This window comes from Vulgatibacter incomptus (assembly GCF_001263175.1).
Lineage (GTDB): Bacteria > Myxococcota > Myxococcia > Myxococcales > Vulgatibacteraceae > Vulgatibacter > Vulgatibacter incomptus.
Genome location: NZ_CP012332.1, coordinates 961,705 through 974,654, shown reverse-complemented (window position 1 = coordinate 974,654; position 12,950 = coordinate 961,705). Strand labels below are relative to the sequence as shown.

Here is a 12,950-nt window from a genome sequence, read left to right as displayed (position 1 = left end):
AGAGTCGGCGCAGACCTCCCCGTGGGCGCAATCACCCCCGTCCGAACAGGTCTTCCCGCCTCCGCAACCGGCCACGAGCGCGCCAATCGCGAAAAACGCCATCCAGGCGTACCGCATGCGTCCTCCTCCCAAGCCGCCCATGATCGCACGACCGGGCGACCAGGCAAGCGTTGCGCGCGCGATTGACAGCGCGATCCGAGGCGCGCGACGCTCCTGTCATGGACGGGCGAGAGGAAGGTGCCCGTCTGGCCGCGTCGATTGCCGACGCCGCCCACGCGAACGGGTCCGCATCTGCGAGTCCTCCATCGTCCGATTCCTGGCGCCGTCGTTTTGTTCTTCCTCCTCCTCGCCCGCCCGGCGCGAGCGAACGAAGAGACTCCCATTCCTATAGTGCCAGGCGCTCGCACCTCTGGAGATTCGGCGGCGGGTCGCAGCCCCTATCAGCTCGACCTCGCGTGGGATCTCCCGATCTTCGGCGCCGCGGGCGCCGCGTGGCTGGTCCCGAACTTCTACAAGTCGAAGCTCATCGAGCCCACCTGCCCCTGCGATTCGTCGTCGCTCTCCGGCTTCGAGCGCCTCGCCATAGGGCATCGCTCGGCCTTGGCGGGAACCGCCAGCGACTGGGGCGCGGGCCTGATGCTCTCGGCGCCCTTCCTCCTCGACGCCTTGGACGTCGCCCACACCGGCGGAGGAGCCGGCGATTTCGCTTCAGACGCCGCCGTCATGCTGCAGGCCATCGTCGTGAACGGCGCCGTCAACGAGCTGTTCAAGGTCGGCGTCCAGCGCCCCAGGCCCTGGGCCTACGGCCTCGCTGCGAACGACCCCGGGCTCTCCAGCCCCGACTCCTACACCTCCTTCTACTCCGGCCACACCTCGGCGGCCTTCGCCGCGGGCATGAGCTACGCCTACACCTACGCGCTCCGGCACCCGGATTCGCCCATGCGGTACGTCGTCTTCGGCGGCGCCCTCCTGGGCGGAAGCGCCGTCGGCGCGCTCCGCGTGGCCACCAGCGCGCACTTCCCCTCCGACGTGATCGTCGGCGCCGTCGCGGGGACCGCCATCGGCCTCGGGATCCCCTGGCTCCACCAGCGGACCGACACCGCGCGCCTCTCCGTCGCGCCACTCCCCGGAGGGGCCGCGGCGTCGCTCACCCTCGAGCTCCCCTGACCGGCGCGGGTCCGGTGCCCGCGAGTCTGCTTAGCGGGGGCTTCGCCTCTCGCGTGGCCGCCACAGATTCCATGGCGAAAGGGGTTCGATGAAGCCGACCGCCTTCGCCCTCCTGCTCCTTTGGGGATGCGCCGCCGAACCGCAGCCCCACACGCCCAACGACAAGCCCCTGGTCGACCCAGGGACCGATCCGGACCCGAACGATCCGGACCCGAACGATCCGGGCAAGGTCACCGAGGACCCGCCCATCTTCCAGCCCGGCTACCACCAGGCCCTTCGCTGGTCCTACGCGATCCCGTCGCGCACCACGTTCCGAATCCGTATCCCTTTGGGTCGCGCCGGCGACCGCATCCGTCTCACGTTCCGAGGCGGGGAACGGCCGGCCAAGCTCCACGTCGTCACCGTCGCGCTGGCCGACGAGGACGGAGTGGGTGCGCTCGGGAGCGAGCCGCTGAACGTCGAGTTCAACGGGAGCTCCCGCGTCTCCATCGCCCCCAGAGCCCTCGTAAGAAGCGATCCCCTCCCCTTTCGGGTCTCGTTCCGCCAGGAGCTCTACGTCTCCTTCGAGGCGGAGGGCGAGCTCGCCGCCGGCGCCATCGACCTCCTCCCCGGGAGCTTCGCCCAGCCGGGAGCCCACGCTGCCGACCCCGACTTCGACGGCGCTCCCTTCCCCCGCGCGATTGGCCTCGCTTCCGTTGGAGTGGAGGGAGCGCGCACCCGCGCGTTCGTCGCGATCGGCGACAGCATTTCGGAAGCCTACGTCTCCGGCACCGACGATTACCGAAACGCCTGGCCCGCCGTCGCCGAGGATCTCCTCGGCCTGCCGGTCGCCAACGCCAGCGTGTCCGGACAGGGCGTGCTCGAGGCCCAGGCGGGCCTCGCTGACGAGGTCTTCTCCCTCCCCGGCATCACCGACTGCCTCGTCCTCATCGGCACCAACAACCTCTGGGACCACGACGAGGCCGGCATGGAGGCGATCCTCCGCACCTTCACCGCGAAGCTGGCCCCGTTCTGCCGGATCTGGCTGGGCACCTTGCCGCCGAAGGATCCGGCGGGCATGGACCCGAGGGTGAAGACGCTGCGGAAAGGCCTCAACGACTGGATCCGCCGCGAGCCCGGCGTCGCCGGGATCCTCGACTTCGACGCGCTCCTGAGGCGCGACGAGGACCCCGACGGCTGGATCGACGGCTCCCGCGAGGACGGCGTCCATCCCAGCGTCATCGGCCAGCGCCTCATGGGCGAGGAGGCCGCTCGACTCCTCGGCGGGCCGCCGGCGCCCTGAGCTCCATGCCCGCGCGCCATGACGGCGCTCCTCCTGCACGCCCCCGGAAGATCGGGTAGAAGCCTCCTCGACTGCGCCGCCCCTTTGGGGCCTGCGCCCCGCCGAGGAGAGCCCCGAGCGACATGGGATACCGTAGCCTGAGCGAAGCCGTTCGCGACCTCGAGGCCCATGGAGAGCTGATCCGGATCTCCACCGAGGTCGATCCCCACCTCGAGATGGCGGCCATCCACCGCCGGGTCTACGCCCACGGCGGCCCGGCGCTGCTCTTCGAGAGGGTCAAGGGGTCCCCCTTCCCGGCCGTCTCGAACCTCTTCGGCACCATCGAGCGGTCGCGCTTCCTGTTCCGGGACACCCTGGAGCGGGTCCGGACCCTGATCGGGCTCAAGTTCGACCCTGCTTCGGCGCTGAAGGATCCCGCCCGGAACATCCCGGCTGCCGCCGCCGCGCTCACGGCCCTGCCCAAGCGATCCCGCCTCGGCGCGCCGATCCTCCACGGTCAGACCACCCTCGACTCACTCCCGCAGATCGTGAGCTGGCCCGACGACGGCGGCCCCTTTGTCCTCCTCCCGCAGGTCTACACCGAGGACCCGCTCCGTCCCGGGATCATGAACGCGAACCTCGGCATGTATCGCGTCCAGCTCGCCGGCAACGACTACGTTCCCAATCAGGAGGTGGGCCTGCACTACCAGATCCACCGGGGGATCGGCGTCCACCAGTCCCGGGCTGTGGCGGCGGGCAAGCCGCTCAAGGTCAGCATCTTCGTCGGCGGCCCCCCGTCCCACACCTTCGCCGCCGTGATGCCCCTGCCGGAGGGCCTCTCGGAGGCGACCTTCGCCGGCCTCCTGGGCGGCAGGCGCTTCCGCTACTTTTACGACGAGGAGGGCCACTGCCTCTCCGGTGACGCCGACTTCGTGATCACGGGAGAGATCCTCGACGGCGTGCTCAAGCCGGAGGGTCCCTTCGGCGACCACCTCGGCTACTACAGCCTCACCCACCCCTATCCCGTGCTCCGGGTGAAGCGGGTCCACCACCGCAAGGGCGCCATCTGGCCCTTCACCGCCGTCGGCAGGCCCCCGCAGGAGGACACCTCGTTCGGCGCCCTCGTCCACGAGCTGACCGGCGACGCCATCCCGCGGGAGGTGCCCGGCCTCGACTCCGTGCATGCCGTCGACGTGGCGGGCGTCCACCCTCTGTGCCTCGCCATCGGCCACGAGCGCTACACCCCGTATCTCGCCGAGCAGCGGCCTCAGGAGATCCTGACCATCGCCAACCACGTGCTCGGCACCAACCAGCTCTCACTGACCAAGTACCTCTGGATCGCCGCCAGGGAGGACGACTCCTCGCTGGACGTGAATGACATCGCTGCCTTCTTCCGGCACATGCTGGAACGCGCCGACTGGAGCCACGACCTCCACTTCCAGACCCGCACCACCATCGACACCCTCGACTACTCCGGGAGCGGCCTCAACTCCGGCTCCAAGGTCGTCGTCGCCGCCGCCGGCCGGAAGCGAAGGGAGCTCTGGACCGAGCTCCCTGCGGGCTTCGAGCTGCCCCGCCCGTTCCAGGCCGCCAGGCTCGCGCAGCCCGGCGTCCTCGCCGTCGAGGGAAAGGCATTCTCCAGCTACGAGACCGCAGAGGAGGAGCTCGGCGCCTGGACCCGTGAGCTCGAGGGCAAGAAGCTCGACGGCCTCCCGCTCATCGTGCTCTGCGACGACGCCGAGTTCTGCGCCAAGCACCTCGACAACCTCCTCTGGGTCGCCTTCACCAGGAGCAACCCGTCCCACGACCTCCACGGCGTCGGGAGCGTCGTCGAGCACAAGCACTGGGGCTGCAGGGGGCCGCTCGTCATCGACGCGAGGTCCAAGCCCCACCACGCCCCGCCGCTCGTGGAAGTTCCCGAGGTCGAGAGGCGCGTCGACGCCCTCGGCGCCAAGGGCGGCCCGCTGCACGGCATCATCTGAGTCGGCCACGGGGCGCAGTATGAGGGCGCCCACTGTCACCGGAACGAGAGGAGCGTCACAGGTCAGACGCCGGGACGTTTCCGCGGAAACGTGGACGTCGTCATCGAGGGAGGCGGCGCCCTCCCTCGCGCCCTCGATTCCATGAAATCGAGCGGACCAAGCACCCCTGACACTCGCTTTCATGGGCCTTGGGGTGGCCCGGTCGACTCCCGACCCGCCATCCCCGAAGGACCGGATTCGGCCAGGTTCCTGCGTTTGAGCGGCCTCGCCAGGGCCAACCCCCGCTTTCGGGAAGGCCCCCGCCCCCGTCCGCGTTTTCGATGATCCCCGGTCGACTTTTCCTGCCTGTGGTAGAAGCGGCCGTTTCCCCGCTGCCGCGCGCCCGGCGCCGGCCGGGACGAGAGGTTCGAGAGATGAAGCTGAAACAGCGGCCCGAGGACTTCGTGGTCCGCGAGGCCTACCGGATCGATTTCGATCCCAAGGGCCCCCACCGCGTCTACCTGATGGACAAGCAGAAGCTCTCGACCTTCGAGGCGGTCCAGCGGATTGCCACGCGGATGCGCGTGCCCCAGAAGGCGATCAGCTTCTGCGGCCTCAAGGACAAGCAGGGCCGCACCGAGCAGCTCGTCGCGGTCCGCGGTAAGGACGCGGAGATGCAGGAGCCCGACCTGCGCCTGAAGTACCTGGGGCGCATCGCCGAGCCCCTCTCCGCCCGCCACCTCACGGCCAACCGCTTCGCGATCACCGTCCGGGATCTCTCCGAGGAGGACGTGGCCCGGCTCGCCGCGTCGGTGGCCGACGTGCGCCGGGTGGGCGTGGTCAACTACTTCGACTCCCAGCGGTTCGGCGCCCTCAAGCACGGCCAGGGCTTCATCGCCAAGGACCTCATCCGCGGCAACACCGAGCACGCGCTCTACAACTACATGGCCAAGCCCTCGCCGCTCGACCAGAGCGAAGACGCGAAGGTGAAGAAGTTCTGGGCCGAGCACTGGGGCGACTGGGACCGCCACTGCCCGCACAAGGCCGTGGCCCGTTACCGCAACGTGCTCGTCCACCTCCGTGAGTACCCCGACGACTGGGCGGGCGCCTTCCTGGAGATCGAGCCGCGATACCGCGCGCTCCTCCTCTTCGAGTACCAGAGCTGGCTCTGGAACGAGGGCGTCCGGCGGCTCCTCCAGGGGCTCATCGACGAGCGCGAGCTGATCTCCCTCCGCTACCAGGCGGGACGTCTCCTCTTCCCGCGCGAGATCGGGGGCGACGTCCTCCGCGACCTGCGCGACCGTGACTTCCCCCTCCTTGCGCCGGACTCCGAGTACGACGACGAGGAGACGCGGCACGCGGTGGAGGAGACGCTCCAGCGCGAGCGGCTCTCCCTCCGGGACCTCGAGCTCACCCGCCTCCCCGGGATGTTCTTCAAGCACGAGGAGCGCCCGCTGATCATCTACCCGGGCAAGCTCGTCGTGTCGGAGCCCAGGCCCGACGAGATGAACCGCGGTCGACTCCGGGTGAACGTGGCATTCACGCTTCCTCCCGGCGCCTACGCGACCCTCGTCACCAAGCGGCTTTTCTGGTTCGCGATGCTCGAGGAGGAGGCGCGGGAGCACGGCGGCGAGCTCCACCCCATCGCCCTCGAGATGCTCTCGCAGGCCTACGGCGGTCCGTCTTTGGAGCTCGCGCCCAAGCCCAAGCGCCCCAAGGCCGCCACAGCCACGGCCACGGCCGCGTCGCCCGCCCCCGCCTCCGCGGCCGGTGCGCCCGCTGGTGAGCCGAAGGCGCCGACGCCCAAGCCCGCCAAGCTGGGCTTCCGCGAGCAGCAGCGCCTCAAGAAGGCCGCCAAGGCCGAGGCCCGCGTCGCCTCCGAGGCCCGCAAAGAGGCCCAGCGAGACGCCGCAAAGAAGACCGCGGTGAAAAAGCCCGTGAAGAAGAAGGCGCGGGCCGCGAAGGAGTAGCGGCCCGCTCGGACTCAGCTCTTCTCGAAGAAGAGGTGGGTCACGTCGGGAGCGGCCACGGTTCTCGAGAGCCGGAGGCCGTGAAGATCGTCGCCCGCCGGATCGCCAAAGGCCGGCGGTATACTCGACCCATGTCCCTCATCCTAGAGACCGACCGCCTCGTCCTCCGGGAGCTCGAAGCAAGCGACGCGCGTCAGCTGCGGTTGCTGAACGAGAACCTCAACGTGTACCGCTACACCGGCGATGGCCCTCTCGCCGACGACGAGGAGGCATCGGCGATCCTCCGGGACAGGATCTTCCCGCAGTACCGCCTCCACGGTGTCGGTCGCTGGGCTGTGGAGCAGAAGGCCGATGGCTCGTTCATCGGCTGGTGCGGATTCAAGTTCATGCCCGAGACCGGCGTCTACGACCTCGGCTACCGATTCTTCGAGGCGTTTTGGGGCAGAGGTCTCGGGACCGAGGCGGCGGCTGCGTGCATGACCTGGTTCTCGAAACGATTTCCCGGAAAGCTGGTCGAAGGGCGGAGCCGCATCGAGAACCTCGGTTCGATTCGAATCCTGGAGAAGGTGGGCTTGCAGCGCGTGGGAGAGGAGAACGACCTCGACGGGCGCGTCTTCGTCTATCGCGCCAGGGTCTAATGCCGACCAGCAGCACCTCGACCCGCCACACCCTGAGTGTAGCGGGTCGACGAAGCCGGCCGATCGAGGATCAGCCGTGCGGAAGCGGTGAGGCCACCTGGCACGCGCCTTCGTACTCGACCTTCACTTCGAGGCACTCGGCGTAGCAGTCGTTTCCGTAGGTCTTGCCATCCACGCCGCAGACGGGCTCGTAGGCAGTGCCGTCACACGACTTCGTACACGCGTCGTCGCACTCTCCGGCGTAGGCGATGCTCATGCATTCGCAACCCGCATCGCAGGAGTTGCCGTACGTCCTGCCATCCATGCCGCAGACGGGGTCGTAGTGCATCGGGCAGATGCAGCGGGCGTTCTTCGAGTCGATGACGCAAGTGCTGGCGGCGGCGGAGCTCGGCGCGGACAACGCGAAGGTGAACGCAACCGCGAGAAAAGTGAGCCACTTCATGGGGGCATTCCTCCTAGCCCCCGACCGTCGGGGGCGTCCCCATGCTCTCGTCCACCCCTACCGATGCGCAAACTCGAGGGGCTCCATCGCAGAGGCACAGCGCTCAACACGCGACATCGCGCATGCAATTCATTGATAACCATGAGTGTAAGTCAGTTCCTCACAGGTCCGAATTGATGACAGATCTGTCGCGAAGCCGTTCCCCGGGAAGAACTTGAAAGCCCGGCACCCCAAGTTCCCCCCTCCTTCGGTTTTGCGGCCGGGCACCATCGACGTTGCGAATCACCGCTCGCACGTGTTTCACTTCGCGCTCCAAAGGAGTTCGACATGAGCGCAATGGCGAAGCTCGTGATGCAAAAATTTTACCGGCAGGCGAATGGCCGGCCGGAGCTCGTCCCTTGGCATCGGGACGAGCCAGAGGGCGTCCTGATCGACGCCATCGAGGCGCGGAACGGACGAGGCCGCGTGCTGGACGTCGGCTGCGGAACCGGCGCCTTCGCGGTCTGGATGGCGGAGAGGGGCATGGAGGTCACGGCGCTCGACCTCTTCCCCGAGGCCCTCGATATGGGCCGGGCGCTGGCCGCGAAGAAGGGCGTGGCGGTCGAGTTCGTCTGCGCCGACCTCTTCGACTACGCGCCGGAGCGCCCCTTCGACGTAGTGCTCGACTCCGGATGCCTCCACTCGCTGGTCGGGGGCAGCGTCGCCGTCTACAAGCGACAGGTGCTCCGATGGCTCGCACCGGGCGGTGAGCTCGTCCTCGGCCATTGGGGAAAGCGGCACGCGTTCGACTGGCGCCCCATCGGGCCCCGTCGCCGCTCCGAGGCGACCATCCGGAAGATCTTCGCCCCGGAGCTGATTCCGACGCACACCGAGGTGGTCGACTTCGAGACGCCGCTGCCGTTCGGACCTGTCGTCCGGGGTATCGGCTACCGCTTCGTGCGGGCGAGCTGAGCAAGAGGGAAAACGATGAAACACATCACCTGGTTCCGCGCCGCCTCCGTTCTGCTCGTGCTCTTCTTCACCGGACACACGGTCGGCGGCATGTTCTCCGAGGCGAGCATGGGTCCGGAGGCGGATGCGGTCTTCGGCTCTATGAAGACCGTTCACTTCGACTTCAACGGCTCGGACGCCACCTGGTACGGCTTCTGGTTCGGCTTCGGGATCCTGACGTCGGTGTTCCTGCTCTTCTCCGCGTTCACCGCCTGGAAGCTCGATGGCGTTAAGCCGGAGAGCTGGCCCGTGGTGTCGGGCATCGCCTGGGCGCTCGTTGGAAGCCAGGCTGCCAATGCGCTCCTGAGCTGGAAGTACTTCTTCGCGGGCCCGGGCGTGATGGCGACGCTGATTTCGGCATTGCTGGTGGTCGGCGCGGTGCGCAAGCAACAGGCGTCGGCCCGCGCGAATGCTCCCGGTCAGGCGCCGGGACTCGCGCCCCAGCGCTGATCGCCCGCCGAGAGCTTCATCCCCGCGGTTCGAGTCCAGCAGCTACGGATCGTTCGCCCGCCACGCGGACACCATCGCCTGGAAGTTGCCCTCCGCGACCAAGCAGGCTGTGCTCGAGCCGGGCGAAGAGATCGCGCCGTGGAAGAGGATCTCCCACTCACCGATGGAGCCGCGCGTGCCCTGGGCGACGTCGACGCGATCGTCTCCCAGCGTCGCCTCGACCCCCCACACCGGATCGGAGCTGCTGGTCTGACACGTCGGGACGTAATCGACCTCGGGTCCGTCCTCGACAGGGCGACCGGGCGTCTGCGGTGAGAAGGCGCCGATGCTCGACTGGGCGACCGTAAACCGCGGGCCGACGACTACGTGCCATTCCAGATCGCCGGACACGTCGATCTCGTCGCCGGGCTGGAACATGTCCTCCAGCGACTCGAACCAGGTGAACGTGTAGGGCGTGTTCCAGGGACCTTCCACGACCATCGAGCTCCCCGAGACGGATGCAACGACTGCGGCCTGCGGGTCCCGCTCGAAGAAGCGCTTGTCGAAACCCAGGGCGACGTTCGGGAGGCTCTGTTCGACGCCAGCCTCGCAGGCAGCCAGCGGCTGTGTCAGCGTGTAGCGCTTGTAGCACTGGTGGTTCGTGTCATCTCCGAAGAGATTCCCCACGCACCCCGCGCTCGCCACGACTCCTACCAAGGCAACGGTTGCAATCCTCATCTCCGAGCCCCCTTTCGGATATTCGCCTCAGGCTATCACATCGGATCGGTCTGCAATCCCGGGGGGCTCGGCGACCTGGAGGCAATCGACCGTCGCAGGAGGAGGATCCGCCATTCGGCACTGCGAACCGACTCTCAGAGCGCCGCGGCTTCGAGCGACGCGAAGAGCGCGTCGAGGCGCGGCAGCTTCGCAACGGCGCCGAGCTCGGCGTCGGCGCGGGCACGGAGCTGGGCGAGCTGGGCCCGCACGGGCTCGAGGCCGGTGCTTCCGGCGCTCTGCTTGCGGGCGAGTGCGCCCTTGATGCTCGCGGCCTCGAGGGTGGCCGCGTCGAAGACGGGGTCGACGCTGGCGGCGAGCTCGGGGGTGGCGCTGCCGAGGGGCAGGCCGCGCTCCTGGCAGGCGCGGACGAGCTTGCCCACGGCCTGGTAGGCGGTGCGGAAGGGAAGGCCCTTCTTCACGAGCGCCTCCGCGAGATCGGTGGCCTGGGTGGCGTCGGCCTCGAGGGCGGCGAGGCAGCGCTCGGGCTGGAAGTGAACGCGCGGGAGCGCGAGCTGGAGGATCGAGGCGACGCCGCGGACGAGCTTGCCGGTCTCGAGGAGGGGGCCGCGATCCTCCTGCAGGTCGCGGTTGTAGCCGCCGGGGAGGCCCTTGACCGTGACGAGGAGGTTGACGAGGTTGCCGACGGCCTTGCCGCTCTTGCCGCGGACGAGCTCGAAGGCGTCGGGGTTCTTCTTCTGCGGCATCATGCTGGAGCCGCAGGCGATCTCGTCGTCGAGCTTGGCGAAGCCGAACTCGGCGGAGGTGAAGTCGACGAGGTCGGTGGAGAGGCGGCTGGCGTGCAGGAGGAAGCGCGCGGCGGCGTAGGCGTAGTCGAGGGCGAAGTCGCGGTCACCCACGGTGTCGAGACCGTTCACCGTGATCCGCGTAAAGCCCAGGAGCCCGCGGAGGATCTCGCGATCGTTCGGGAGCGTGGTGCCAGCGATTGCGCCGACGCCGAGGGGCATGGAGTCGACCTGATCCTGCACGAAGGCGAAGGCGTCGAGGTCGCGGACGACCATGGCCGCGTAGGAGGCGTACCAGTACGCGAGGCTGACGGGCTGGGCGCGCTGCCGGTGGGTGTAGGCGGGCAGCAGCGTCTCGAGGCCGCCCTCGGCGCGCTCGACGAGCAGGAGGACGAGCCTGGCCAGCGCCTCGCGGATGACGAGGACCTGCTCGCGAACGTGGAGCTTGAGGTCGACGGCGACCTGATCGTTGCGGGAGCGGCCGGTGTGGAGGAGGCCCGCGGCGGCGCCGACGTTGGCGTGGAGCCAGGCCTCGACGGCCATGTGGACGTCTTCCTCGGCGGGGAGCTCGAGGGTGCCGTCGTCCGCGGCGCGGCGGATGGAGAGGAGACCGGCCTTGAGCTCGGCAGCCGCTTCGCGCGGGATGATCCCGCAGCGCGACAGCATCGTCAGGTGGGCGAGGCTCCCCAGGAGGTCCTCGCGCAGCAGCGCGATGTCGAGGTCGAGGGAGCTCGAGAAGGCGAGCATCTCCGGGTGGAGGCCGGGGCCCCCTGCGGCGGCGGTCTTGGCGATCATGTGCTTCCTCAAATCGACTTCAGCGAGCCCCGGCGCGGGGAAGCGCCGAGGCCGCGAACCAGGCGCCGCTCTCGGCGACGCCCGGCACGAGTGAGACTGGTTACTTCTCGGAGTGGAGGCGGCTGTACTCCTGGAGCTGGAGCCCCACGAGCTTGATGAAGCCCTCCGCCGCGCGGTGATCGAAGGCGTCGTCTACGCCGTAGGTGGAGAGGGCGTGGTTGTAGATGCCGTTCTCCGACTTGCGGCCGACCACCTGGCAGTGGCCCTTGAAGAGGCGCACGCGCACGGTGCCGGTGACGGTGCGATCGTGGGCGTCGTTGAAGGCCTGGAGCGCATCGCGGTACGGCGAGAACCAGAAGCCCTCGTAGATGAGCTCGGCGAACTTGGTGTCGAGCATCGCCTTCACCCGGTGCGACATGCCCAGGGTGGTGAAGCGCTCGAGGTCCTTGTGGGCGGCGATGAGCACCACCGCGGCCGGGCACTCGTAGAGCTCGCGGCTCTTGATGCCGACGACGCGGTTCTCCATGAGGTCGATGCGGCCGACGCCGTTCTCGCCGGCTACCCGGCCAACCTCATGGATGAGGGCGGCGGGGCCCATGGCCTGGCCGTTCACGCTCACCGGCTTGCCGGCCTCGAAGCCGATCTCCAGATAGGCGGGCTCGTTCGGCGCGTCCTTCCAGCTCTTGGTCCAGGCAAAGGCCTCCTCGGGAGGCTCCTGGTTCGGATCCTCGAGGACGCCGCCCTCGATGCTGCGGCCCCAGAGGTTCTCGTCGACGCTGAAGGGGCTCTTCTTGGTGGCGGGGATCTCGATGTCGTGCTTCGCGGCGTACTCGATCGCGGCGTCGCGGGTGATGTTCCGCTCGCGCTGGGGCGCCACGATCTTGAGGTCGGGAGCGAGGCCCTTCACCGCGAGGTCGAAGCGGACCTGATCGTTGCCCTTGCCGGTGGAGCCGTGGGCGACGGCGGTGGCGCCGTGCTTGCGGGCGGCGGCCACGAGGTGCTTGGAGATCAGCGGCCGCGAGAGAGCGGCGGAGAGGGGGTAGATCCCCTCGTACATCGCGTTGGCCTGGAGGGCCGGGAAGCAGAAGTCCCGAGCGAACTCGTCCTGCGCCGCGGCGACCTCGACGGCGACGGCGCCGGCCTTCTTCGCCCGCGCGATCACCAGGTCCTTGTCGCGCGCCTCGCCCACGTCCACGTGGCAGGCGATCACGTCGTATCCATATTCCTCGCCCAGGATCCGCACGAGCACCGAGGTGTCGAGGCCGCCCGAGTACGCGAGGACGATCTTCTGCTTTGCCATTGCTAACTGCCTTTCTTCCAAAGAGACGCGAGGTGCTGCAGGAGTTTCTCGGCCCGGATGCGCCGGGCCGGAGCGAGGAAGATCGTGTCGTCGCCGGCGATGGTCCCGAGCAGGAGGGGGAGCCGGGCCTTGTCGAGGGCGAGGGCCACCGCCGAGGCGGCGCCGGGCCGGGTGTGGACCACGACGAGGAATTCGTTGGAGTCGAGGCCGTTGACGAACTCTCCCGCCTGTACGAGCTCCTCGGGATCGTCGGGGGCCCGCAGCTCGTCGAGCTCGTAGATCCCGCCGCCCTCCGGCAGCGAGACCCGCCGCGCCTTGAGCCGCGCCAGGTCCCGCGAGAGCGTGGCCTGGGTCACGTCGTAGCCGCTCTCGACGAGGAGCTGCCGCAGCTCCTCCTGGGTCCCGACCCGCTGGGTGCGGATGATGTGGCGGATGGCGCTCCTGCGCGCCTCGAGTCCTGCCTCGGCCATTCGTCCT

Annotated in this window: 12 protein-coding genes; 7 read left to right on the top strand and 5 right to left on the bottom strand. The window is 68.8% G+C overall.

Annotated features, from left to right (window positions below; all coding sequences use genetic code 11):
• Nucleotides 1-390: 390 nt before the first annotated feature.
• The 5 genes from AKJ08_RS03990 to AKJ08_RS03970 all read left to right on the top strand — a co-directional run bounded on the left by AKJ08_RS03990 (nucleotide 391) and on the right by AKJ08_RS03970 (nucleotide 6,997).
• Nucleotides 391-1,167, top strand: a complete 777-nt coding sequence (locus AKJ08_RS03990; RefSeq protein WP_050724875.1) for a phosphatase PAP2 family protein — start codon at nucleotides 391-393, stop codon at nucleotides 1,165-1,167.
• 88 nt (nucleotides 1,168-1,255) lie between these two features.
• Nucleotides 1,256-2,449, top strand: coding sequence for an SGNH/GDSL hydrolase family protein (locus AKJ08_RS03985; protein ID WP_050724874.1), 1,194 nt, complete (start codon nucleotides 1,256-1,258; stop codon nucleotides 2,447-2,449).
• Between the two features lie 122 nt (nucleotides 2,450-2,571).
• Nucleotides 2,572-4,410, top strand: a complete 1,839-nt coding sequence (locus AKJ08_RS03980) for a UbiD family decarboxylase (RefSeq protein ID WP_050724873.1) — start codon at nucleotides 2,572-2,574, stop codon at nucleotides 4,408-4,410.
• Between the two features lie 413 nt (nucleotides 4,411-4,823).
• On the top strand, nucleotides 4,824-6,359 hold the full coding sequence (gene truD, locus AKJ08_RS03975) for a tRNA pseudouridine(13) synthase TruD (protein WP_082342669.1): 1,536 nt from the start codon (nucleotides 4,824-4,826) through the stop codon (nucleotides 6,357-6,359).
• A gap of 131 nt (nucleotides 6,360-6,490) precedes the next feature.
• On the top strand, nucleotides 6,491-6,997 hold the full coding sequence (locus AKJ08_RS03970; RefSeq protein WP_050724872.1) for a GNAT family N-acetyltransferase: 507 nt from the start codon (nucleotides 6,491-6,493) through the stop codon (nucleotides 6,995-6,997).
• A gap of 70 nt (nucleotides 6,998-7,067) precedes the next feature.
• Here the strand turns inward: AKJ08_RS03970 and AKJ08_RS19670 are convergent, their stop codons facing one another.
• The gene (locus AKJ08_RS19670) at nucleotides 7,068-7,439 is read right to left on the bottom strand and encodes a Kazal-type serine protease inhibitor family protein (RefSeq protein WP_050724871.1); all 372 of its coding nucleotides are present in this window, start codon (nucleotides 7,437-7,439) and stop codon (nucleotides 7,068-7,070) included.
• 327 nt (nucleotides 7,440-7,766) lie between these two features.
• On the opposite strand from AKJ08_RS19670, the gene AKJ08_RS03960 reads away from it, so the two are divergent.
• Nucleotides 7,767-8,390 (top strand): SAM-dependent methyltransferase, encoded by a 624-nt coding sequence (locus AKJ08_RS03960; RefSeq protein WP_082342668.1) that lies wholly within the window; start codon nucleotides 7,767-7,769, stop codon nucleotides 8,388-8,390.
• A gap of 15 nt (nucleotides 8,391-8,405) precedes the next feature.
• Nucleotides 8,406-8,879, top strand: coding sequence for an LIC_13387 family protein (locus AKJ08_RS03955; protein WP_050724869.1), 474 nt, complete (start codon nucleotides 8,406-8,408; stop codon nucleotides 8,877-8,879).
• A 42-nt stretch (nucleotides 8,880-8,921) separates the two neighbouring features.
• On the opposite strand, the gene AKJ08_RS03950 is transcribed toward AKJ08_RS03955, so the two are convergent.
• The 4 genes from AKJ08_RS03950 to AKJ08_RS03935 all read right to left on the bottom strand — a co-directional run bounded on the left by AKJ08_RS03950 (nucleotide 8,922) and on the right by AKJ08_RS03935 (nucleotide 12,943).
• Nucleotides 8,922-9,545 carry a hypothetical protein gene (locus tag AKJ08_RS03950; protein WP_157370457.1) on the bottom strand — a complete coding sequence of 208 codons (624 nt, stop codon included), beginning with the start codon at nucleotides 9,543-9,545 and terminating at the stop codon, nucleotides 8,922-8,924.
• A 185-nt stretch (nucleotides 9,546-9,730) separates the two neighbouring features.
• Complete coding sequence (argH, locus tag AKJ08_RS03945) at nucleotides 9,731-11,173, bottom strand: argininosuccinate lyase (RefSeq protein ID WP_050724867.1); 1,443 nt, start codon at nucleotides 11,171-11,173, stop codon at nucleotides 9,731-9,733.
• A gap of 100 nt (nucleotides 11,174-11,273) precedes the next feature.
• Nucleotides 11,274-12,473, bottom strand: coding sequence for an argininosuccinate synthase (locus tag AKJ08_RS03940; protein WP_050724866.1), 1,200 nt, complete (start codon nucleotides 12,471-12,473; stop codon nucleotides 11,274-11,276).
• Between the two features lie 2 nt (nucleotides 12,474-12,475).
• Nucleotides 12,476-12,943: an arginine repressor gene (locus AKJ08_RS03935; RefSeq protein ID WP_050724865.1), complete on the bottom strand. Its 468-nt coding sequence runs from the start codon at nucleotides 12,941-12,943 to the stop codon at nucleotides 12,476-12,478.
• Between the last annotated feature and the right edge of the window lie 7 nt (nucleotides 12,944-12,950).

Excerpts from the sequence above, each read along its gene's own strand:
- AKJ08_RS03985 (WP_050724874.1), top strand. The coding sequence starts at position 1,256 with ATGAAGCCGACCGCCTTCGCCCTCCTGCTCCTTTGGGGATGCGCCGCC.
- AKJ08_RS03980 (WP_050724873.1), top strand. The coding sequence starts at position 2,572 with ATGGGATACCGTAGCCTGAGCGAAGCCGTTCGCGACCTCGAGGCCCAT.
- truD (WP_082342669.1), top strand. The coding sequence starts at position 4,824 with ATGAAGCTGAAACAGCGGCCCGAGGACTTCGTGGTCCGCGAGGCCTAC.
- AKJ08_RS03970 (WP_050724872.1), top strand. The coding sequence starts at position 6,491 with ATGTCCCTCATCCTAGAGACCGACCGCCTCGTCCTCCGGGAGCTCGAA.
- AKJ08_RS19670 (WP_050724871.1), bottom strand. The coding sequence starts at position 7,439 with ATGAAGTGGCTCACTTTTCTCGCGGTTGCGTTCACCTTCGCGTTGTCC.
- AKJ08_RS03960 (WP_082342668.1), top strand. The coding sequence starts at position 7,767 with ATGAGCGCAATGGCGAAGCTCGTGATGCAAAAATTTTACCGGCAGGCG.
- AKJ08_RS03955 (WP_050724869.1), top strand. The coding sequence starts at position 8,406 with ATGAAACACATCACCTGGTTCCGCGCCGCCTCCGTTCTGCTCGTGCTC.
- argH (WP_050724867.1), bottom strand. The coding sequence starts at position 11,173 with ATGATCGCCAAGACCGCCGCCGCAGGGGGCCCCGGCCTCCACCCGGAG.
- AKJ08_RS03940 (WP_050724866.1), bottom strand. The coding sequence starts at position 12,473 with ATGGCAAAGCAGAAGATCGTCCTCGCGTACTCGGGCGGCCTCGACACC.
- AKJ08_RS03935 (WP_050724865.1), bottom strand. The coding sequence starts at position 12,943 with ATGGCCGAGGCAGGACTCGAGGCGCGCAGGAGCGCCATCCGCCACATC.